This is a genomic window from Butyricimonas faecalis, assembly GCF_003991565.1.
Taxonomy (GTDB): Bacteria; Bacteroidota; Bacteroidia; order Bacteroidales; family Marinifilaceae; genus Butyricimonas; species Butyricimonas faecalis.
On the sequence record NZ_CP032819.1, the window covers coordinates 3,472,231 to 3,494,571 of the forward strand.

A 22,341-nucleotide genomic window follows, 5' to 3' on the forward strand; every position below is an offset into this window, starting at 1 on the left:
ATGATGAAGAAGTTAAGTTATTATATCATGTTGTTGGGGATCGTGTTCTTTACTTCATGTGAGGATTTTTTGGATCAGGTTCCCAAGCATAATTTGACACTGGATAATGCCGTCACGGATTATAGTGGGGCAAAAAATATTCTTAACGGAATGTATGCAATTGTGGCTTCCAGTTCCGAGTTTGGAGGGGCAACTTGGTGTAGGTTGTCTTCACAGGGCGGATTTTATTCGTCTTACACGGCTCATTTTAATATGTCGTATAAAGAGGGTTTCAATGATATGAATGGAACATGGAAGTCTTATTACACGTTGGTAAATTCAGCTAATGCTGCGATTGAGGCTATTTCAAATCTGGCAGAAAATAAATTTCCAACACCAGAACGTAAACAGGAGATGTTGGCGGAAGCACGGTGTATGCGGGGCTGGGCTTACATAAATTTATTCTGGTTCTTTGGAAGATGGTGGGATGCAGATGATTCGGCTTATGGAATTCTATACCGGGATAAAATGTCTAATTTGAGTAATTTGCAGGTTTCTCGTCTAAGTGTGGGTGAATCTTACACGAAGATATTTGAGGATTTGGATGATGCTATTGCTAATATGCCGGATTTTACGACTTCTCGTTATTTATCCCGGCAAATGGCACAGGTGATAAAGGCAAAGATATTACTTTACCGGGGTGTGATGAGGGGATCTACTCAAGATTTGAAGGATGCTCTGATATTGGTTGAAACTGTGAAACGGGATGCTCCTGCTGCGTGGCAGATGGAGACGGATATTGCTGTTATGTATAAAGCCGGATGGGATTCAAAAGAGGTTTTGTGGGCAAGGTATTTGGGTGATTTTGCTAGCACGACTTCTTACGAGTTTGATTATTCGTATAATATCGGTTATAATAATACTTATTCTGATATTGCAACCGGATGGTTAAAAGAAGATCCCCGGTATGAAGTGGTAATGGATTCGGCTAGAGCACCGGAAACTTGGGATACGAAGAAGGTTTTTACTCCCGTGAAATTGTATCATGGTGGAAGATATGATACGAAGGATGCTCCTTACGCTACTTATTATTTCCGTTATGCGGAGTTGTATTTGATGGAAGCTGAACTGAAAGCTCGCTTGGATGATTATTCTTTAGAGGAGGCATTAAAGCCGTTAAATGATATGCGGGCGTGTCGGACAAATCCGGTTTTACCGGCTTTATCTCCCGGTAACAAACAAGCTCTTTTAAGGGCTATATTTCAGGAGATTTGGGTGGAGCAGTTCCTGGAAAACGGAAGCGAGTATTTTGCTGCTTTACGGTTTATAAATGACACGGATGCTAGTGTAGCCCAGAATAAACCTTGGATATACACGTTGAAGCCGGATGTAAATTTCACGGAGAACCAGTATTGCTGGCCGATTCCGGAAAATGAACGGATTAAAAATCCATTAGCCGTTCAGAATCCAGAGCTTGGTAATTAATTCAGATATCTGATAAACGATAAAAAAGAGATTTATGAGAAAGTGGTGTTTTATATTTGTTCTTATTATAGGATTGGCTGCATGTTCTGATGATAAAGACGTGCTTGCTCCTGTACCTAATGATGTGACATTAAACGAACTGTCACTAGAGCGGTTTACCCATATAATTCCTGATGGTGGTTTTACCTCAAAAGCTGCACATAGGAATTCTGTGACCTTTAATACAAAGAAAAATGGTGACGGAACGTATGCTGGGTTTGCTTATTCCAACCGGAATAATCGTTCTTTTACGTGGACGGCCACGCAAGAAGCGTTGGATTCCAATATTTATAGTGTTTATACCCGTTTCCCGAATGCGAATGAAATTTATGCCGTGGGAAGAGTGGAAGGAGATGATGCTTATTTTACCTTGGAATCTCCGGCGGTGGTAGAGCATATTTTGGTGGCGAATACAACATACGTGTATCTGGCTTTAGTGTACGGGGATCAATACGGGACGGAAGAAGAACCCGTGGCTAATCCGAATATTCCGGGTAGTGCCAATAAAAAAGGCGTGTGGTACACGAATGTACCGGGAGGAGTCAAGAAGATGGTGAACGATGACAAGGATTACTATAAGTTGATTGTAACGGGATATAACGGGAGCACGGAAACCGGGCAAGTGGAATTCTATTTGTGTACCCGGAAGGGCGACCCGAACCATCCGGATTGGAGTTTGGTTATAAACGACTGGTATAAAGTAGATTTGAGTTCATTAGGCGTTGTCTCAAAAGTCGTGTTTCATGTTGCTTCATCGGATGTTGAAGAAGGGACCGGTAGAATGAGAACTCCCCCGTATTTTTGTCTTGACGGAATTAGGATAAAGAATTAGGCTCTTTTGTGAACAGGGGTTGTTCTGACTAATGTAGGACGGCCCCTGTGTTTTTTGGATTAAAAAGTATCGTATGAAAAAAATTGTATGTTTATTTATCGGCGTGTTTACCTGTGTTCAATTATTTGCGCAGGGAGTTGGTTTTAAATCAATCTCGTTAAAAGAGGCTTTGGAGCAAGCGAAAGCTCAAGGGAAAATGGTATTTGTAGATTGCTACACGACTTGGTGTGGTCCGTGTAAAATGATGGCAGAACAGGTGTTTCCCCAAAAGGAAGCTGGGGATTTTTTCAATACTCATTTCGTGAACGTGAAATTTGACATGGAGAAAGGGGAAGGAAAAGAGTTATCTACACGTTTTAAAATTAGGGCATACCCAACATTTCTACTTTTGGAACCAGATGGAACGGAGAGATACCGTATTGTTGGTGGTGGAGAACTCGAAGAATTTATTGAGCGGGTTAGTCGAGGACTACAAGAGAAAAATTCTTTACCCGTGTTGGATAAAGAGTACACGACTGGTAAAATGTCAAAAAGAAGAATGCTTGATCTAGTGATGACATTACAGGATGCTTATGATGCAGATCGGTTGAAGGTTGTTGCCGATGAGTTGGTAAAACGATTGACATTTAACGAGAAAGTTTCTACTCCTTATTGGGTGATATATGAGGATAATTCTCTTTCTCCTTTAACTTCAGATAATTTTTCTTTTTTATTGAAGAATAAAGCTGCTTTTGAGAAAAACGTGGGAGAAATGAAAGTAAATCAAAAGATTGCATCGGCATATTCGGGGATGTTATATGGTTATGTTGCCGGTTTTGCGAAAAAGGAAGACGTGGCTCGGCTGGATGTGATGAAACAACAGTTGGATGAATATGATTTGCCCGACAAAACGTATCTTCAAACGAAATTGGCATTGGCTTATGCTCGTTGTAACGAGGATATTGACAGGATGATCTCTATCCTAGAAAAAGAAATTTGTAATCTTCCACAAGGAGAATTATGGACTTTGGCGACCTCTCTGGATTTTATAAAGAAGAATGGAAATAAGGCTCAATGGGGACAAGTGGCAACATTGGGGGATCAATTCGTGGAAGCGGCAAAGGAAGAAGACTTGAAAGGATATTTGAGATCTTATTTTAGTTCATTTAAAAAGTTGGCTTCGATTGGAGTCTATTGGGAAGACTTGACTCTTGAGCAGGCTTTAAAGAAGGCCGAAAGTGGGAAAAGAATGGTTTTTGTGGATTGTTACACGACTTGGTGTGGTCCATGTAAGTACATGACATCAAATGTATTCCCACAGGAGGTAGTAGGAGACTATTTTAATTCTAATTTTGTATGTTTGAAGATAGATATGGAGAAAGGAGAAGGTCCTGAATTGGTGAAACGCTATGGAATACGAGCATTCCCGACATTTTTGATTTTGCGTCCGGATGGTAGCGTGTATCACAAATTACTTGGTTCAGGTGAGGCGGATGCATTTTTGAAACGTGTACAAGAAGGAATGAAAGAAGAGAATTCTACGGGGTATTTGGATCGATTGTATGAAGAGGGAAATCGGGATAAGGCTTTTCTATCAAGATATATTCAGTCTCTGTTGTCTATATATGAGGAGAGCAAGGCGAAGGATGTGAGTAACGTTCTGTTGGGATTGTTGGATGAATCAGAGAAAGTGGATAGTAGTTACTGGTTTGTTTTTGAAAGTCCGGCATTGACTAAAAAGGGAACAGATCAGTTTAAATATCTAATTGACCATCGGGAGGAGTTCATTCAATCTTTGGGTAAACAGAAAGTTGATGATAAATTATATGCAGTATATTATAACCAGTTGAGTTATATATTGAAAGGATACGATAAAAAAAGTACAGTGGAAGAAGTGGTGAATATGAAAAACGAGATTAGACCTTTTAAGTTGGAAAAACGAAAAGAATTATCTGCGTGTATTGATATAGCGGAGGCCTACATGAAAAAAGATTTGAAAAGATTATATACTTGTTGTAAAAAGGGATTTAAATTGTTTCACGATGATGAAGCTATGAATATTGCATTTCCGGTTTTGAAGTATTTGAAAACGGAAAGGCTACAAGAGGATGAGTTGCAGAAGTTGGTTCTTGTGTTGGAGGCAAATATAAAAGATGAATCTTTAAGAAAGTATATTTCAAGTAATATGTGATGATAGTTTGTATTATGAATAAGAATTATTTTCTTATTCATAATATTGTCGATGGCTTGTGTTAAGGGGTTATATGGCCCCTTAAATTTATAAATAGTTTTTAATTTTATAAATAAAAAGAGACTATCTTGAAACATAATGAAATAAATCATTTCGTTTTTACATTTTCATTTCTATCTTTGCTTTAGAGGAAATAAATAAAGCGTAAGTGTATGCAAGAACAAACTTCAATGAAGATCCAAGGATTAATGATTGGTGACAGAAAAGTGTACCAACAGATCTTTGATACTTTTTATCATAGTTTGTGTTTGTTCACGCATCGCTTTATCCGAGACCTGTCTGTTTGTGAGGATTGTGTTCAAGAGGCGTTTATTTCTTTATGGGATAATCGGGAAGAAATGGCATCTGCGGCTCATGTGAAATCTTTTTTGTATCAAGTCAGTCGTAATAATGCGCTGAATCATTTGAAGCATGAACGAGTGAAGAGCGAGTATATGCTCGAAGGAATGCAAGAACTGGAATCACAGGTTTGTTTTATCAATTACGTGATCGAGGAGGAGGTTGAACGAATACTGGTTAAAACCGAACAAGAATTAGCTCCGAAATGCAGGGAGATTTTCAAACTTGCCATGCAGGGAAAAGATAACGAGGAGATCGCCCGATTGTTGGGAGTTTCAGAGAATACGGTGAAAACGCAGAAAAAGATCGCCTATAAAAAGTTAAAACAAAAAATAGCGGAAGTAACGATGTTGTTCTTGCTATTGAATCAAGCAGTCGGTAAGTAATTTATGGGCTTTTGTGATTATACATGGCATTCTAATAAGGTGGTAATTGACTTTTAGAGTGTAGTGCTGAGAAGGGGTAGAGATTATCGTTTGCTAATGTTAAAAGTGTATCGAGATAATGTATATCGAGTGAACATTTTTTATATTTGGCGCATCTTTAACGTTACTATGGTGTGTAATACGGATGATATAGCAAATAAGCAATGGGTTCGTGGATTGCGGAATCAATCTCACGAGGTGTTCGAAGAGATTTTTAAAACTTTTTATGCGGATCTATATAAATTTGCTTATGCTTATTTGATGAATGAGAATTTGGCTGAGGATGTTGTGCAGGATGTGTTTGTGGCAGTGTGGACGTCTGCAGAGTCAATGCCTTGGGATACAAATTTGAAAAATTATCTTTATTCTTCAGTAAAGCACGGGTGTTTGGATTATTTGAAGCATTTACAAGTAATTGATAATAACAAAGAAAAATTGACAGAAGCTTTGATCTTTTCTGGAACCGTAGAGTATGAAGACAATCAAGAGCTTTTGGAAAAAGTGAAATTATGTCTGCAGGAACTTCCTGAACAACAGCGAAAAGTTTTGGAATTGAAAGTGTTTAAAGGTTTAAATTACAGGGAAATATCTCAAGAATTAAGTATTTCAGAGGAGTCGGTGCATACTCATGTTAAAAGGGCGTATCGATATCTACGTGATTCACTTCCAGTTATTTATATTTTTATTCTAAAATATTTATAAAAAGCATTTGAATTTTGTCCCCCACTTTTGAAGTATATCGTCTTTTATACGTAAAGAGATGATAAATTATGGACATAGAGTGGAAAAAAATAAAACGGGTGGTAACAGGTAATGCTTCCGAGCAGGAGAAGAATGACGTGGAGGTTTGGAAGAAGGAGGATTTGCGGCGGGAGGTTTTTATTAAGGATGCCACATCGTATTACGAAAAGGGTTTCCCGATAGAGGACGTTTCATCGAAAGATGTGGATAAGGCTTGGCAACGAGTTCGGAAACGAATTCCAAAGCAGCGACGTGTGGTTGTTTATGTGAAGAGGTGGATTGCGGGAGCGGCTGTTTTGGCTGGAGTGATTTTGGGAATATGGTTGTTACTCTTTAAACCCGAGCGAGAAGTATCGAGAGAAAGAATGCCACTTGGAGTTCAATTGATTTTGGCAGACGGAACAACTCATCCAATACAGACGGATCAAACTGTTAGCGAGGGTATTCCTGGTTTTGAAGTGAATGAACAAGATGGATTGAAACAGTTGGAAAAGAAGCAGGAATCTCCGGAAAAACAAGAGATTGCTTACAATGAAATTATTGTCCCGCGAGGTGCTGATTATCAGTTGACTTTGGCGGATGGTACGCGTGTGATGTTAAATTCCGATTCTCGAATTCGCTTTCCCGATGAATTTCAGGCGAATGAGCGTCGTGTTTATATACAAGGGGAGGTGTATTTCAAGGTTGCTCATGATGAAGATTGTCCTTTTTTTGTGGAAACAGGTGTGATGACGGTAAGAGTGTTGGGAACGGAATTTAATGTAAAAGCTTATGCTGAAAATGAAGTTATGACCACGTTAGTTTCAGGGCGAGTGATGGTGAAGAGGGGATTGGATTCGTTGACATTGGCTCCCGGAGAGCAATGTGAAGTGGATAAGCAAACCGGCTTGTTGACCGTGAAGGAGGCAGATTTGGTAACTACGTTAGCTTGGAAAAATGGAGAGTTTGTGTTTAAGAATGTGACGTTGGAGAATATGATAAATGAACTTTCCCGTTGGTATGACATGGAGGTGGTGTACGAGTCGGAAGCATTGAAAGACGATCGTTATTATATATACGTGGAGCGGAGTAAGACGCTTGAAGAGGTGTTAGATAAAGTAACATTAACTGGAAATATGAAATATAGGATAGATGGGAAAAAAGTAATAATATCTCGGCAATAAAAAAAGCAAGAGATGGAGCAAACATCTCTCGCCTTATGCTGAATTAATTCAATAAATAAATTCAAAAACAAAATTATGAAAAAAAATCGACGAAAATGGTTTGGGACGAACCCAAATAGGAAATTTATTTTCCTGTTGCAAACGATTTTTCTAATTGGCGGATTCTTATTCAGTGCTAACACCCGAGTATGTGGCCAATCTGCACCCAAAGTAAGTATTGATTTGAAGCATGTGACATTTGCGAAAGTTATTGAGAATTTGCGGCAGCAGACGGGATACGAATTCGTGTTTAATGCTCGAGATGTGGAGCACGTGAAAGATGTATCTCTTTCTTTGAAGAATGTCTTGCTGCAAGTGGCGTTGGATTCGCTGGTGAAGGGCAAAGGATTAACGTATGGAATCACGGGACAGACGGTGGTTATTAAAAAACAGACCGTGGAGCAGGAGGTTAAATTATTGAAAGTCAGTGGTCGTGTCGTGGATGAGAAAGGGAACCCGATTCCCGGGGCGACAATTGTGATTGTGGGAACGACTCAAGGGGTGGCTTCTGATGCAGAAGGACGCTATTCAATTGCCACAAAACCCGATGACATTTTGCGAGTTTCGTTTATCGGCTACAAGACGGAAACAGTTGACATTAAAGGGAGGGACAAGTTAAACATCCGTTTGAATCTCACGGAGGAAAACCTTGAGGAGGTGACTGTCGTGGCATTCGGAGAGCAAAAGAAAGAGAGTGTGGTTGGTTCCATCACTACAATAAAAGCGATGGACTTAAAATCCTCTAGTAACGATCTTACGTCTGCTTTCGTGGGGAAAATTGCTGGAGTTATCGGTTGGAAACAAAGTGGATTACCTATTGCTTTGACAGAGGACGAGATGAATACCAAGTTTTATATACGCGGTATTACCTCATTTCAAAGTAATGCAAATTCTGATCCGTTGATCTTGTTGGATGGAGTGGAAAGTTCAAAATTAGACCTTGCACGTATTGCTCCCGAAGATATTGAAAGTTTTAGTGTATTAAAGGATGCATCTGCGACAGCGATGTACGGGGCAAGGGGGGCCAATGGTGTCATTCTAGTCACGACGAAAAAAGGAGAAGAAGGAAGTGTATATACTACCACTCGTTATGAAATGGTAGTTTCTCAACCGACGAAAGAGATTGATGTTGTGGATCCTGTTACTTATATGAGACAGTATAACCAAGCATTATTGGCTCGTTCGGAATCGGCTACGCCTAAATATAGTGTAGAACACATTAATCGTACAGCTTCCGGTAAATATCCTTCATGGGTTTATCCTGCTAATGATTGGTATAAAATTTTGTTCAAAAATAGGACTATCAATCACCGGGTGGGAATTAATCTTCGCGGTGGTTCTAAAGTCATACAATATTATGCTTCTTTAGGATATAATCGAGATGAAGGAATGTTGAAGACAGACAGGTTAAATGAATTTGATTGTAATATCACGAATAATCAGATATCCTATCGGACGAATTTAAATATTAATTTGAATGCAGGAATTAGATTGTTAATTAATTCATCCGCGACGTTGGATAAATATCATGGGCCTATTGATAGTCAAGTTGCAGCATATCAACAAGCATTCAATGCATCTCCGGTGGATTTTGCTCCTACTTATCCAGGTGATGCAACTTATGGATGGCCTCATATCCGTTTTGGAACAACTGCTTCACAGCAGACTAATCCTTATATGCTTTTGCAAAGAGGATATACGGAAACTACTCGTTTTTCGACTATAAATAGAGCTGAATATATACAGAATCTGTCTTCGTTGATAAAGGGTTTGGAATTGCGAGCCAGTGTTTCTTTGGTAACAGCTAATTACTATTCTACGCCATTTAGTACGATGCCTTATAAGTATCGTTTGGTTAATTATGATGATGAAACTGGTGAGCACCAATTGGCTGAAGTTGATAATACTTTTGCAAGCAGAACATTGCAAGCCGGTTCAGAATCACACACTTCTGATACACGTGTCACTTATGAAGGACGTTTGTTACACACGGCAGCCTGGAATGATCACCAAACATCACTTACGGGAGTTTTTCAGATGTATGAGCGTACTTATACTCCGGTTTCAAGTGTCTTGAATGGTATGCCTCAACGGAATTTAACATTTTCAATGCGTGGAAGTTACGGGTTTAAAGATCGCTATTTTGTTGAAGGAAGTTTTGGTTATAATGGTTCTGAACGTTTTGCTAAACATAACCGAATGGGTTTTTTCCCCGCCGTGGGGGGAGCTTGGATTATTTCAAGTGAACCTTGGATGGTAAATACGTCTAAATATCTTTCTTTTTTAAGATGAGAATTTCGTATGGAAAGGTGGGGAATGATGGTATTATTAGTACTCCAAGATATGTTTATATTCCTGAAATTGGCGCTATAGCAACACATCGACAAGATCCAGAAGCTTATATGGCAGAGAGAATAAATCGTGTATATGTGTCAAATTATGGTAATGACGATATTCAGTGGGAAGTTGCAGAGCAGGTTAATTTGGGATTGGAAATGAAATTATTTAAAGGAATCGTAGAATTGCAAGCTGATTTGTATCAAGAGATACGACATAATATTATCTCGAACCGTATTGTAATTCCTGCTAATATGGGTATAGAGGCTAATCCTTTGGATAATATAGGTAAGACTCGTTCACGTGGAATGGACCTTTCATTAAAACTTCAACATTCGTTTAGTAATGATTTTTGGTTTATATTAAACGGTACGCTGACGTATAATAAGGTGATTTATAAACAAATAGAAGAAGCTAATGGTAAGCCAGAGTGGCAACGTCATGTGGGACATGAAATAAGTCAAGCTATCGGGTATATTGCAGAAGGATTGTTCCGGGATCAAGCCGAAATTGATAATTCTCCGAGGCAAGATGGTGATGTTTTACCCGGTGATATAAAATATAGGGATATCAATAATGATGGTGTTATTAGTGTAGAAGATGCAACCTATATTGGTTATCCTGAAACACCACGTTTTGTTTATGGGTTTAATGGTTTTATAAATTATAAGAATTTTGAATTGAATTTTTCTTTTCAAGGCTCTGGAAAACGAACTTTTTTTATAAATCCGGTAAGTATTTCTCCTTTTGTGAATGATCATGCTATGTTGACGGCAATTTATAAAGACCATTGGTCTGAAGATAATCAAGCTAGTAAGCCTTTTTGGCCTCGTTTATCTACCTATGGTATAGCACAACATAATCCTCAAGAAAATTGGTATAGTGGTGCAGAAGTGCGTAAGAGTACCTATTTTATGCGTGAATGTTCATTTTTGCGTTGTACTTCTTTATCATTAGCATATAATTTACCTAAAAAATGGATTCAGGCAATGAGATTGAAAAATGTTAAATTTACATTGAGTTGTAATAATCCGTTCTGTATTACGAATTTCAAATTATGGGATGTGGAATTAGGTGAAAATGGATTTAATTATCCAATACAAAAAACTTACTCGGTTGCGTTAAATGTTAATTTTTAATAGAGATAACGATGAGGAATTTATTATATACTATATTACTGGGCTTATCCGTTCATCTTACGGGGTGTGGGGATTATTTGGATGTTGTGCCCAAGAATGATATTCAGACGATTGAAACCATTTTCGAAAAAAGGGAAGATGCTTATCACTGGCTCAGATCATGTTATATTATGCTCACACCGCATATCGCGGAATTTTTGAATAATCCGGCTTTTCTTGGGGCGGATGAAATTGTTGCAGGTGAGTATTGTCGACAAAAAATTGGTCCCGGAGGATTGTTTATTGGGGATGGTTTACAAATGGCACAAGCTCCGTACGGAGTTATGTGGCATAAAAATGAGGCGTATGGAGCGATTCGATATATCAATATCTTTTTTGAAAAGATTGGTAATGTCTATAATATGGAGGATTCAGAAAAGAAATTATGGACTGCAGAGTTAAAAGCTTTAAAGGCGCATTTCTATTTTGAATTAATGCGTCGTTATGGTCCAATTATTTTAGTTCCTGAGAATATTGATCCTAATGCAAGTCTTGATGAAATGAAACAACCTCGTAGACCTATAGACGAGGTTGTCAATGCGATTGTTGATCTTTGTGATGAGGCGATAGAAGATTTACCTTATTTGAAGGAAAAACCGTCAACACGTATTACTTATCATAGCAAGGAATCCGCGGCGACCTTGAAGGCGATGACACTTCTTTATGCGGCTTCACCTTTGCTTAATGGTAATAAGATGTTTGCAAATTTTTTGAATAAAAATGGAGAACGTCTTTTCCCTGATTATGATAAAGAAAAATGGAGAAAAGCTGCGGAAGCTGCCGATGAAGCGATTAAAATTTGTGAGGCTGCCGGTAAGACTCTGGTTACTGGGAATACAGATCGCCCCACGAAGTTACTAAATATAATGAAGGATATTGAAGATTCGGCTCTTGCTCCGGATTATAAAAATTCAGAAGCTATTTTTTATGTACGTAATACATCTGGAGGTCCATGCGGGTATATTCTTCCGTTCTTTGCGGGCGAAGGAGAAGGGGCTGATTGCTATGATCCTCATTCTATCGGTTGTTTGGGGGCAAGTATGAAGATGGTTGAAATGTTTTATACTGAACATGGAGTTCCGATTAGTGAGGATAAACAATGGGTTGTGGCGAAGTATTCAATGGGTAGAGAATCTGATGAGAAATATACAAATGTTTTGAATCTGAATACCGAAATACTTGGTTTGCATCGTCGTCGTGAGCCTCGTTTCTATGCAAATATTGGTGCCGATCGTACGCTTTGGTACCGGATGCAAAAAAGTGGTTCGGAACAAAAATATGTTGCTCAAGAAATATGTGCTTATCAAGGGGAATTGTATGGTACGAAAATTACTCGTATTGATAATAATACCCCACAAAATTTGAGTGGTTATTGGATAAAAAAATATCTTCGATCCAATATCACATTCTATTATTACACGAGTCGAGATAATACAGAAAAAGGAGGCATTATCTTTCGTCTCCCTGATCTTTATCTGGCTTCTTCTGAAGCTTGGAATGAGTATCTGGATGCTCCGGATAACCGGGTGTATGATCCATTGAATAAAATAAGAGAACGTGCGGGAATTTTAAATGTTCAAGAAGCATGGAAAAATTATGCGCGTAATCCAGATAAAGTAAATACGAAATTGGGAATGCGCGAGATTATTCAGCAAGAATGGAATATTGAGTTTGCTTTTGAAGGACGTCGTTTTTGGAATCTACGTCGTTGGATGACAGCACCAGAGGAATTGAATACACCGCAGTATGGATGGAATGTGTTAGGTTCGACTGCTGAAACATTTTACCATAATTATGATGGACCGATTGTGGTTTGGTCAAAACGAAAGTTTAATGTTCCGAGGGATTATTTCTTCCCGATCCAAAGTGAAGAAGTGTTGATGTCAGAATGTAAACAGAATTTAGGATGGTAATTACTGAGATTAAAATGAAAAAGATTATTTATGTGTTAGTGGCTATATTTATTGCTGCTTGTTCTAAGTCCGAAGACTCAACGTTTTTAACGGATATTTCGGAAGATGTTTTTTCGTTTAAGCCGATAGCAGGTGGTGCTATTATGCATTATAATCTTCCTGCCGATCCGGAAATAATGGGAATTTGTGTACGTTATAAGGATGCCTTTGGGAGTGATATGCTTCGTTCTGCTAGTAGTATCTGCGATTCGATTATATTAATAGGTTTTAATGAAGCACAAAGTAATGTCCCGGCGGTTGTGACCTTATGTAGGCGAGATGGTGTAGAATCTAATCCTATTAATATTACATTTGGAACAAAAGATTCTGGTCCCGTAGCGTTTATGAATAATGTTCAGGTAAAATCTGGTTGGAATGGATTTACTGTTACATATAATAATCCGGAAAATTCTAAAGGTATGGCTCACGTGTTTTATTTAGGAATAAATCCTCGTACAAATGAGCCGGATACTATTTTGATCAGTAGTTTTAATTTGGAAGAAGGGGAAGATTTTATTGTTTATCAGCCCAAACAAGAGTCCGGAAAGTACGATATAGTCATTCGTGCAGAAGATTTTCGAGGTCACATGGTAAAGGAACGTGTTTGGGAAAATATAGACGCGATTACTACATCCAAACTGGATGCTTCTGAGTTTGAATTTGTTTGTGATAATATTGTAACTAGTGAAAAGGATAAAATTGGTTTACAGTATTTGTTTGATGGAGATACAAAAGGAACAACTTGGTGGGATGAAGAAGAATTTGATCGTTTCCATTTTTATTCATTTTTGGCAGGTCCAAACGCGGCGGGAGAAAATGCTCATCCAATGTATGTTGATATGAAGAAGAATAGGTTGACGGCTCAATTAAGAATATATTGTATGCTTGGGTATATGAGTGGTAAGGGACCGGATTTTTCTGCTCCCGTATATTCAAAAGCGGAAACCGCGGGTATATGGTATGGATATTATGAGAATATGTTGCCTTGTAAAGTGACCGTTTATGGGTGTAAGGATGATGGTAATAGTGATTGGGAGAGTAAAGCATGGGAGAAAATAGGCAATTTTGAAGAATCTCCGAAATTAGCACAATCTTTACGTTGGACTCGGAATGCAGCGGGAAGTATGTACAATTATGTTCGTCTCGCTAATAAGGTTGCCATGGAAGAGTGTGATCCGTCTTATTTGGCGATAGATTTTGATGCAGAACAGGGAGAGGGATATCGATATTTGAAAATCGTGATTGATGACGTATTTGATCTGCCATGGAATCCGTCAGACATAAATCAACGGAATGGGTTAGAGTATGTTGCTATGCAAGAATTAGAAATTTATACCGATTAAATTAGAAATTATGAAAAGGAATAAATATACGACGGTGTTGTTGTTTATTTTGATGACTATATTGGGATGTAGCGAAAGCTTGGAAGATACCTATAAAAAGTATACAGGCGATGGTGAAATTCGCTATCTTGGTCAATGTAGTAATTTATCTGTGAAACCGGGTTGGAAGCGTTTGATAGTTAAATGGACAAATAATGTCGATCCAAATGTCGCGTATGTAAAAGTTGTTTGGAGTAAAGATGATCAAACGAATGAATGCGTGCTAGAGAAAGGGGTGGCAGAATATGATATCACCAATTTAGAGGAAGACGGTAATTATGAAATATCCGTTTACGGGGTAGATAAAGATGGAAATAAATCGATTGTTAATACGGTTTATGGTCGTCCTTATACCGAGTATCATGAAGAAGTAATGGCTTTTACTCGCCTGATATCAAGACATTTTTTTGTAAAAAATAGAGTGATCTTGACTTTTTCGGGTTGGGATGTGAATCTTAAAAGTGCTGTCTTGAAATATACTAAAATAAACGGGGATGAAGGGAGCGTGGAATTTGGAGATTGGCTTGTTATGAGTGGTTTTACAAGATTTATCGTTCCGGATGATGTCGATACTTCTAAACCTGTGGTATTATATCGAACAGGATCTCTTCCGGGATGTGATGATATCATTGAATTCGAGCCGTACGTTCTTGAACATAAAATAATGTTCGAGGCTGATATGAAGCAAGAATTAAAACGTCAATACGGATTCGATGAAAATATCCCGGAAGATTGGGTTAATGAGGTTGAAGAGTTGGAATTGGATTGGAATTTCGGGAGCTTGGAAGATCTTTTGAATTTTCCGAATTTAAAGAAATTGATTTTAGGTAAAAATCGATATTTATTAGATGAAAATGCTGCAAATGATGCTGAACACGGACAAAGTAAGCTTTATGATGAAATAGCCTCGTATGATAACATGAATTGGACAGCATTGACTTTCTCTCAATTTGTATTGCAAACATTGAATGAACTTAATGGCTTAGTTGTTGAACGTTACAATAAACATTATCAGACTTTAAAGAAGGCCTCTTACATCATAGAGAAAGGGGAAACCGTAGAACCGGATCTTCCATATATAGACTTAAAAAATTACGTGTTTTCCGTGTATCCTGAGGACAAGGATGGTTATAATTCGAACGTGAATTATTTGACAGATGGTGATGTCAATACGTTTTGGCAGCCGTTACAGCTAAATTCGTACACGACCTATGAAATGATTTTAGATGTTGCTGAAGTTCGTCATTTGACAGGTTTGAAATTTGTACAAAGGATTTATCCCGGTGGTGATAACCAAATTATGATTGCACCTTCTTCGATTCGGATCAACGTATCTAAAGATCAGATAAATTGGGAGAACGCGACGTATGTTGAAGAAAATAATGTAGGTAATAGCAGTGGGGAAATTACGTTAATTCCATTTGTATCGGGAGGAAAAGATGCACGTTATGTGAGATTACAAGTAAATACAGCTACTTATTATGGTTTTTATAATACAAGTTTTGCTGAAATAGGACTTTATTAATCTAACGAGAGTTCGATATACCTTAAAATGGAGTAAGTCGCCTGTCATTGACAAATTCAGATCAATGGCAGGCTTCTTTTTTAAGAAACAGTAAACAGTAATAACTGGAATAACATTTGTTTTGATGGATAGATACCCGATGAATACCCTATGATTACCCGATGAATACAGGGATCAAAGACGTATCATTTTCGAATCAAAGACGTATCAAAGACGTTCACGAGTGTCTTTGAAACATCTTTGAGGGGTGAGTGTCGTGCGAGAAAAATGAATATGCCATGAAATTTCATCGGCTTATTGTCGGCTAACCTTCTCACAATCTTATGCTTTTTTCCGAAAAAAAGAGTAGAAATGTTTGGTGGTAATATATAAAGTTGCTACCTTTGCGAGCCAAATTGAATAAAAGTAACTAATTTAAAAGTACTTGTATGCCAACTATTCAACAGTTAGTAAGAAAAGGAAGAACAAAAATCCAGGACAAGAGTAAGGCTCCGGCTTTGGATGCTTGTCCGCAGAGACGTGGGGTTTGCGTTCGTGTGTACACGACAACCCCGAAGAAACCGAACTCAGCGATGAGAAAGGTAGCCAGAGTTAGATTAACCAACGGGAAAGAGGTGAATGCCTACATTCCGGGAGAAGGACACAACTTGCAAGAGCACTCTATCGTTTTGATCAGAGGTGGTCGTGTGAAGGACCTTCCGGGAGTTCGTTATCACTTGGTTCGCGGTACATTGGATGCTGCCGGTGTAAACGGTCGTTTGCAAGGTCGTTCCAAGTATGGTGCTAAGAGACCGAAAAAAGGTGCTGCAGCAGCTGCTCCGGCAAAAGGTAAGAAGTAAAAAGAGTTATTGACAGGAGTTGTTTATGGGTTGTTCCCGAAAAGTTGAGTAAATGGTCGTGAGACCGTTGAAGACCGGTAAGGGCAGCGAACGAACAAATTCGTAAACTAGAAGAGATGAGAAAAAGTAAACCAAAAAAAAGAATCCTGTTACCGGACCCGAAGTTCAACGACGTGTTGGTTACCCGGTTCGTTAATGATTTAATGGTAGACGGAAAAAAGTCTATCGCGTTTAGAATTTTCTATGATGCTATTGACATCGTAGACGAGAAAATGGCCAAGAAGGAAGAGAAATCCGCGTTGGACATCTGGAAGCAAGCTTTGGAGAATATTACTCCGCAAGTAGAGGTTAAAAGCCGTCGTGTAGGTGGTGCGACATTCCAAGTGCCGATGGAAATCAACCCGATGAGAAAAAGAGCTATCTCCGTGAAAAATATGATATTGTTCTCTCGCAAAAGAAGCGGAAGAAACATGGCAGAAAAACTAGCTGCTGAAATCATGGCTGCATACAAGGAAGAAGGAGCGGCTTTCAAGAAGAAAGAGGATATTCATCGTATGGCTGAAGCCAACAGAGCTTTTGCACATTTCAGATTTTAATTGAAGGGATAAGATAAATGGCAAAGAGAGATTTACATTTTACAAGAAACATCGGTATCATGGCGCACATTGATGCCGGTAAAACGACAACAACTGAGCGTATCCTGTATTTTACCGGAGTAAATCACAAAATCGGTGAAACACATGATGGTACGGCTACCATGGACTGGATGGTACAAGAGCAGGAGAGAGGTATCACCATTACTTCTGCCGCTACTACTTGTTACTGGAATTATCAGGGGCAACAATATAAGGTAAATATTATTGACACCCCGGGACACGTTGACTTTACTGTTGAGGTAGAGCGTTCTTTGCGTGTATTGGACGGTGCTGTTGCATTGTTCTGTGCTGTGGGAGGTGTTGAGGCACAATCGGAGACCGTTTGGCGTCAAGCTAATAAATACGGGGTTCCGAGAATTGCTTTCGTGAATAAAATGGACCGTTCAGGTGCTGACTTCTTTAAGGCAGTGCGTGAAATCCGTGAAAAATTACATGCTAATCCTGTTCCGTTGCAATTGCCGATCGGGGCAGAGGACGGATTCCAAGGTGTGATCGATTTGATCGAGATGAAGGCTTACGTGTGGGAGAATGGAGAAATGAACGCCACGATCAAAGAAATCCCGGAGAATTTGTTGGCTGAAGCTCAAGAGTGGAGAGAGAAATTGGTTGAGGCTGCTGCCGTTCAGGATGAAGCTTTGATGGAACGTTTCTTTGAAGATCCGGACTCCATTACCGTTGAGGAATTGAAGGCGGTGGTTCGTAAGGCCGTTATCGCTATGGATTTCTGTCCGGTTATGTGCGGTTCTTCATTCAAGAATAAAGGTGTTCAGAATTTGTTGGATGCTGTTATTGCTTATTTGCCACACCCGCTGGATATCCCGGCAGCTGCAGGTAAGAGACCGCGTACGGAAGAGCCTGTGACTTTCGAGATTGATCCGGATGCCCCGCTTTCTGCATTAGCATTCAAGATTGCAACCGACCCGTTCGTGGGACGTTTGTGCTATACTCGCGTTTACTCGGGTAAGATCGAGTCTGGTTCATACGTGTACAACCCGCGTACGGAGAAGAAAGAACGTATTTCTCGTTTGTTCCAAATGCACTCAAATAAACAACAGCCGAAGGACGTAATCGAGGCCGGTGATATTTGTGCTTGTGTTGGATTTAAAGATATTCGTACCGGAGATACTTTGTGTACCGAGGAGAACCCGATCGTGTTGGAAAGTATGACATTCCCGGAACCGGTGATCGGTATCGCCGTGGAGCCGCTTACCCAGAAAGATACGGATAAGTTAGGTATGGCTTTGTCGAAATTGGCAGAGGAGGATCCGACCTTCCGTGTTAAAACTGATGAAGATTCAGGTCAGACGGTAATTAGCGGTATGGGTGAGCTTCACTTGGATATTATCCTTGACCGTCTGAGACGTGAGTTCAAGGTAGAATGTAACCAAGGTGCTCCTCAGGTGGCTTACAAAGAGGCTATTACCGGAACGGTTGATCATCGTCACGTGTTCAAGAAACAAACCGGAGGTCGTGGTAAGTTCGCTGATATTATCTTTAGAATGGAACCGGCTGAGGAAGGAAAAGAAGGTTTGGTTTTCGTGAACGAGGTGAAGGGTGGTAATATCCCGAAAGAGTTTATTCCATCGGTAGAGAAAGGATTCAAGGATGCTATGGATAATGGTGTATTGGCCGGTTATCCGTTGGAAAGCTTGAAGATCACGTTGATTGATGGTTCTTTCCACCCGGTTGACTCTGATGCTTTGTCTTTCGAAATGGCCGCTAAGATCGGTTATAAGGAAGCAGCTCAAAAGGCAAAACCGGTATTGTTAGAGCCGATCATGAAACTTGAGGTAGTTACTCCGGAAGAGTACATGGGAGATATTATCGGAGACTTGAACCGTCGTCGTGGACAGGTGGAAGGAATGGAGTCAAGAGCCGGTGCTCGTGTGATCGAGGCTAAAGTGCCGCTTTCAGAGCAATTCGGTTACGTGACTGTCTTGAGAACCTTGTCTTCAGGTCGTGCAAGTTCATCCATGGAGTTCTCTCATTACGCAGAGGTTCCGAAGGGAATTGCCAAAGAGGTAGTTGAGAAAAATAACGGTAGAGTAGACCTATTATAAGAATTTTAGATTGCTGATTTACGATTCGAGAGTAATCAAGAATCGTAAATCTTAAATCATAAATCATAATTAAAAACATGAGCCAAAAAATCAGAATTAAGTTGAAATCTTACGATCACAACTTGGTTGACAAGTCTGCAGAGAAGATTGTAAAGACAGTGAAGGCTACCGGAGCAGTGGTTAGTGGTCCGATTCCACTTCCGACTCACAAAGGAATTTTTACTGTAAACCGCTCTACGTTCGTGAACAAAAAGAGCCGTGAACAATTCTTGGTATGCACGTTCAAAAGATTAATCGATATCTACAGTTCAACTGCAGGTACGATTGACGCCTTGATGAAACTTGAATTACCGAGTGGTGTTGAAGTAGAGATTAAAGTGTGATAACGGCGAAAACCTATGTCGTTATTAAGAGATTGAAAACCTATTTTTTAAAAAGAGAAAAAAAGAGATGCCAGGTTTAATTGGAAAAAAAGTCGGAATGACTTCCGTATTCAGTGCCGAGGGAAAAAGTATTCCATGCACTGTGATTGAGGCCGGTCCATGTGTTGTAACCCAAGTAAAGACTATTGAGAAAGATGGTTACACAGCAATTCAGTTGGGTTTTGATGACAAAAAAGAGAAAAACACAACCAAACCGCTAAGTGGACACTTTAAAAAGGCAGGCACAACTCCGAAAAGAAAACTCGTGGAATTTTCAGGGTATGATGTCGAGTACAAGTTAGGTGATGTAATTGACGTGAACTTGTTCGAAGGAACAGAGTTTGTTGATGTAGTCGGAACTAGTAAAGGAAAAGGTTTCCAGGGTGTTGTGAAACGCCATGGATTTGCCGGAGTAGGAGAGGCTACTCACGGTCAGCACAACCGTCAAAGAAAACCGGGATCTATCGGTGCTTGTTCTACTCCGTCACGCGTGTTCAAGGGAATGCGTATGGGTGGACAAACAGGTGGTGACAGAGTAACGGTTCAGAACTTGGAAGTGCTGAAAGTGATACCTGAAAATAATTTGTTATTGGTGAAGGGTTCTATCCCCGGAGCTAAAGGTTCATACGTAATTATCGAGAAGTAATGGAGTTAAGTGTATTAAACATTGCCGGACAAGAGACAGGCAGGAAGGTAGAGTTAAATGACGCTATCTTCGGGATTGAGCCTAACGAGCACGCTATTTATCTTGATGTAAAGCAGTTTTTAGCGAACAACCGCCAAGGGACCCACAAGTCAAAACAAAGAAATGAAGTTTCCGGTAGTACCCGTAAGCTGAAAAAGCAAAAAGGTACCGGTGGCGCCCGTGCAGGTGGTATCAAGAACCCTCTGTTTAGAGGAGGGGGTAGAGTGTTTGGACCCGTACCAAGAGATTATAGCTTCAAATTGAACAAGAAGCTGAAAAGATTGGCCCGTAAATCAGCATTATCTGTAAAAGCCGCTTCTAACGCGGTAACTGTTGTTGAGGATCTCAATTTCGAGGCTCCGAAAACAAAACAGATGATTCAGCTGTTTAACAACCTGAAATTAGATAATCGTAACATCCTGTTGGTTACCAATGATATGAACGATAACGTTCTGTTGTCAGCTCGTAACTTGCAATACGTGGATGTGATGAGAGTTAGCGATCTTGCAACTTACAATATCATGAGAGCTAAGAGTCTCGTGTTCGTTGAAAGTTCAGTGCAGGGCCTAAATGAAATGTTCAATCTTAATGAAGAGTAAGACATGCAAGTAATTGTGAAGCCCATTTTGTCAGAGAAAATGACTGCATTGACTGACAAACAGAACAGAGTAGCATTCGTTGTTAACAAGGCAGCGAATAAATTAGAGATTAAGAGAGCAGTTGAAGCGATGTATAGCGTGACCGTGAAATCTGTGAACACGATGGTGTATCAAGGAGATGCTAAATCTCGTTACACGAAAGCAGGTGTTATTTCCGGAAGAACCGCTTCCTTCAAGAAAGCAATTGTGACCTTAGCAGAAGGTGATAGTATTGATTTTTTTAGCAATATTTAATTAAGATGGCTGTAAGAAAATTAAACCCTGTAACTCCTGGTCAGAGACATAAGGTAGCGATTACCTTTGATCAGTTGACTACAGATAGACCTGAGAAATCATTGTTAGGACCAAAGAGTAAGACTGGTGGACGTAATAACACCGGTAAAATGACAATGAGATATATAGGTGGTGGTCATAAACAAAGATACAGAATAATAGATTTCAAACGCGACAAGGATAATATTCCTGCTCGTGTTGCAACAATCGAGTATGATCCTAATCGTACGGCGAGAATTGCTCTATTAGTGTATGCAGACGGAGAAAAACGTTACATCGTGGCACCGGATGGTTTGCAAGTTGGTCAAACCGTGATGAGTGGTGCTGGTGTTGCTCCGGAAGTTGGAAATGCATTGTTCTTATCTGAAATCCCATTAGGTACAATCATTCATAACATCGAGTTAAGACCGCAACAAGGAGCCGTGATGGCTCGTAGCGCCGGTTCTTACGCTCAGTTAGTAGCAAGAGAAGGAAAATACGCTTCAATCAAGTTACCTTCTGGTGAAGTTCGTATGGTGCTGTTGACCTGTCGTGCAACTGTTGGTACGGTATCAAATTCCGACCACGCGCTGGAACGTTCAGGTAAAGCAGGTCGTACTCGCTGGTTAGGCCGCAGACCTCGCGTGAGAGGTGTTGTAATGAACCCGGTTGATCACCCGATGGGTGGTGGTGAAGGCCGCGCTTCAGGAGGACATCCTCGTTCAAGAAAAGGCTTGTTGGCTAAGGGTTACAAGACTAGAGCTCCTAAGAAACACTCTAGCAAGTATATCATAGAAAGAAGGAAAAAATAACTGATTAATTATTGATGTTATGAGTCGTTCGTTAAAAAAAGGCCCTTTTATTGATTTCAAGTTAGAGAGAAAAGTATTGGTAATGAATGAGTCCAATAAGAAATCGGTTGTTAAAACCTGGGCTCGCCATTCCATGATCTCTCCGGACTTCGTAGGGCACACTATCGCTGTACACAACGGTAATAAATTTATCCCGGTATTCGTGACTGAAAATATGGTAGGTCATAAATTGGGGGAATTCGCGCCGACACGTACATTTAGAGGCCATGCTGATAAAAAGAAAAAGTAATGCATGGTAAAGTTGAACTAA

General features: G+C 39.6%; 18 protein-coding genes and 1 pseudogene. All 19 read left to right on the forward strand.

All coding sequences use genetic code 11. The features are described 5' to 3' along the window. The 19 genes and pseudogenes from D8S85_RS14680 to rpsS all read left to right on the forward strand — a co-directional run bounded on the left by D8S85_RS14680 (window position 1) and on the right by rpsS (window position 22,320). Window positions 1-1,464, forward strand: a complete 1,464-nt coding sequence (locus tag D8S85_RS14680) for a RagB/SusD family nutrient uptake outer membrane protein (RefSeq protein ID WP_106481340.1) — start codon at window positions 1-3, stop codon at window positions 1,462-1,464. A 34-nt stretch (window positions 1,465-1,498) separates the two neighbouring features. Beyond that, a complete protein-coding gene (locus tag D8S85_RS14685; protein ID WP_106481341.1) occupies window positions 1,499-2,335 on the forward strand; it encodes a DUF4465 domain-containing protein in 837 nt (278 codons plus the stop codon). Window positions 2,336-2,408: 73 nt separating this feature from the next. After that, complete coding sequence (locus D8S85_RS14690; protein WP_106481342.1) at window positions 2,409-4,505, forward strand: thioredoxin family protein; 2,097 nt, start codon at window positions 2,409-2,411, stop codon at window positions 4,503-4,505. 212 nt (window positions 4,506-4,717) lie between these two features. After that, complete coding sequence (locus D8S85_RS14695) at window positions 4,718-5,290, forward strand: RNA polymerase sigma-70 factor (RefSeq protein WP_106481343.1); 573 nt, start codon at window positions 4,718-4,720, stop codon at window positions 5,288-5,290. A 237-nt stretch (window positions 5,291-5,527) separates the two neighbouring features. After that, window positions 5,528-6,031 carry an RNA polymerase sigma factor gene (locus tag D8S85_RS14700; protein WP_228423239.1) on the forward strand — a complete coding sequence of 168 codons (504 nt, stop codon included), beginning with the start codon at window positions 5,528-5,530 and terminating at the stop codon, window positions 6,029-6,031. 68 nt (window positions 6,032-6,099) lie between these two features. Beyond that, on the forward strand, window positions 6,100-7,233 hold the full coding sequence (locus D8S85_RS14705; RefSeq protein WP_106481344.1) for a FecR family protein: 1,134 nt from the start codon (window positions 6,100-6,102) through the stop codon (window positions 7,231-7,233). Between the two features lie 75 nt (window positions 7,234-7,308). Further along, window positions 7,309-10,748 (forward strand): annotated as a pseudogene (locus D8S85_RS14710) (TonB-dependent receptor). An 11-nt stretch (window positions 10,749-10,759) separates the two neighbouring features. Then, entirely contained in the window at window positions 10,760-12,700 is a 1,941-nt protein-coding gene (locus D8S85_RS14715; RefSeq protein ID WP_127075326.1) for a RagB/SusD family nutrient uptake outer membrane protein, read from the forward strand. Between the two features lie 14 nt (window positions 12,701-12,714). Further along, window positions 12,715-14,082 carry a DUF4959 domain-containing protein gene (locus D8S85_RS14720; protein ID WP_172726528.1) on the forward strand — a complete coding sequence of 456 codons (1,368 nt, stop codon included), beginning with the start codon at window positions 12,715-12,717 and terminating at the stop codon, window positions 14,080-14,082. Window positions 14,083-14,092: 10 nt separating this feature from the next. Then, window positions 14,093-15,646: a DUF4998 domain-containing protein gene (locus tag D8S85_RS14725; RefSeq protein WP_106481348.1), complete on the forward strand. Its 1,554-nt coding sequence runs from the start codon at window positions 14,093-14,095 to the stop codon at window positions 15,644-15,646. A 428-nt stretch (window positions 15,647-16,074) separates the two neighbouring features. Continuing rightward, window positions 16,075-16,485 (forward strand): 30S ribosomal protein S12, encoded by a 411-nt coding sequence (gene rpsL, locus D8S85_RS14730; RefSeq protein WP_106481349.1) that lies wholly within the window; start codon window positions 16,075-16,077, stop codon window positions 16,483-16,485. A gap of 116 nt (window positions 16,486-16,601) precedes the next feature. Then, the gene (gene rpsG, locus D8S85_RS14735) at window positions 16,602-17,081 is read left to right on the forward strand and encodes a 30S ribosomal protein S7 (protein WP_106481350.1); all 480 of its coding nucleotides are present in this window, start codon (window positions 16,602-16,604) and stop codon (window positions 17,079-17,081) included. 17 nt (window positions 17,082-17,098) lie between these two features. Continuing rightward, window positions 17,099-19,201 (forward strand): elongation factor G, encoded by a 2,103-nt coding sequence (gene fusA, locus D8S85_RS14740; RefSeq protein WP_106481351.1) that lies wholly within the window; start codon window positions 17,099-17,101, stop codon window positions 19,199-19,201. 77 nt (window positions 19,202-19,278) lie between these two features. Further along, window positions 19,279-19,584, forward strand: a complete 306-nt coding sequence (gene rpsJ, locus D8S85_RS14745; protein WP_009137840.1) for a 30S ribosomal protein S10 — start codon at window positions 19,279-19,281, stop codon at window positions 19,582-19,584. Between the two features lie 67 nt (window positions 19,585-19,651). Beyond that, window positions 19,652-20,269, forward strand: a complete 618-nt coding sequence (gene rplC, locus D8S85_RS14750) for a 50S ribosomal protein L3 (protein WP_106481352.1) — start codon at window positions 19,652-19,654, stop codon at window positions 20,267-20,269. Further along, complete coding sequence (rplD, locus tag D8S85_RS14755; protein ID WP_106481353.1) at window positions 20,269-20,907, forward strand: 50S ribosomal protein L4; 639 nt, start codon at window positions 20,269-20,271, stop codon at window positions 20,905-20,907. Before rplC ends, rplD begins: the two co-directional genes overlap by 1 nt. A 3-nt stretch (window positions 20,908-20,910) precedes the next feature. Beyond that, a complete protein-coding gene (rplW, locus tag D8S85_RS14760; RefSeq protein ID WP_106481354.1) occupies window positions 20,911-21,201 on the forward strand; it encodes a 50S ribosomal protein L23 in 291 nt (96 codons plus the stop codon). A 5-nt stretch (window positions 21,202-21,206) separates the two neighbouring features. Beyond that, window positions 21,207-22,031, forward strand: a complete 825-nt coding sequence (rplB, locus tag D8S85_RS14765) for a 50S ribosomal protein L2 (protein ID WP_127075330.1) — start codon at window positions 21,207-21,209, stop codon at window positions 22,029-22,031. Window positions 22,032-22,050: 19 nt separating this feature from the next. Next, window positions 22,051-22,320: a 30S ribosomal protein S19 gene (rpsS, locus tag D8S85_RS14770; RefSeq protein WP_106481356.1), complete on the forward strand. Its 270-nt coding sequence runs from the start codon at window positions 22,051-22,053 to the stop codon at window positions 22,318-22,320. Window positions 22,321-22,341 lie beyond the last annotated feature (21 nt).

Bases quoted from the DNA above. Each gene is read 5' to 3' on its own strand.
- D8S85_RS14680 (WP_106481340.1), top strand. From the start codon at position 1: ATGATGAAGAAGTTAAGTTATTATATCATGTTGTTGGGGATCGTGTTC.
- D8S85_RS14685 (WP_106481341.1), top strand. From the start codon at position 1,499: ATGAGAAAGTGGTGTTTTATATTTGTTCTTATTATAGGATTGGCTGCA.
- D8S85_RS14690 (WP_106481342.1), top strand. From the start codon at position 2,409: ATGAAAAAAATTGTATGTTTATTTATCGGCGTGTTTACCTGTGTTCAA.
- D8S85_RS14695 (WP_106481343.1), top strand. From the start codon at position 4,718: ATGCAAGAACAAACTTCAATGAAGATCCAAGGATTAATGATTGGTGAC.
- D8S85_RS14705 (WP_106481344.1), top strand. From the start codon at position 6,100: ATGGACATAGAGTGGAAAAAAATAAAACGGGTGGTAACAGGTAATGCT.
- D8S85_RS14715 (WP_127075326.1), top strand. From the start codon at position 10,760: ATGAGGAATTTATTATATACTATATTACTGGGCTTATCCGTTCATCTT.
- D8S85_RS14720 (WP_172726528.1), top strand. From the start codon at position 12,715: ATGAAAAAGATTATTTATGTGTTAGTGGCTATATTTATTGCTGCTTGT.
- D8S85_RS14725 (WP_106481348.1), top strand. From the start codon at position 14,093: ATGAAAAGGAATAAATATACGACGGTGTTGTTGTTTATTTTGATGACT.
- rpsL (WP_106481349.1), top strand. From the start codon at position 16,075: ATGCCAACTATTCAACAGTTAGTAAGAAAAGGAAGAACAAAAATCCAG.
- rpsG (WP_106481350.1), top strand. From the start codon at position 16,602: ATGAGAAAAAGTAAACCAAAAAAAAGAATCCTGTTACCGGACCCGAAG.
- fusA (WP_106481351.1), top strand. From the start codon at position 17,099: ATGGCAAAGAGAGATTTACATTTTACAAGAAACATCGGTATCATGGCG.
- rpsJ (WP_009137840.1), top strand. From the start codon at position 19,279: ATGAGCCAAAAAATCAGAATTAAGTTGAAATCTTACGATCACAACTTG.
- rplC (WP_106481352.1), top strand. From the start codon at position 19,652: ATGCCAGGTTTAATTGGAAAAAAAGTCGGAATGACTTCCGTATTCAGT.
- rplD (WP_106481353.1), top strand. From the start codon at position 20,269: ATGGAGTTAAGTGTATTAAACATTGCCGGACAAGAGACAGGCAGGAAG.
- rplW (WP_106481354.1), top strand. From the start codon at position 20,911: ATGCAAGTAATTGTGAAGCCCATTTTGTCAGAGAAAATGACTGCATTG.
- rplB (WP_127075330.1), top strand. From the start codon at position 21,207: ATGGCTGTAAGAAAATTAAACCCTGTAACTCCTGGTCAGAGACATAAG.
- rpsS (WP_106481356.1), top strand. From the start codon at position 22,051: ATGAGTCGTTCGTTAAAAAAAGGCCCTTTTATTGATTTCAAGTTAGAG.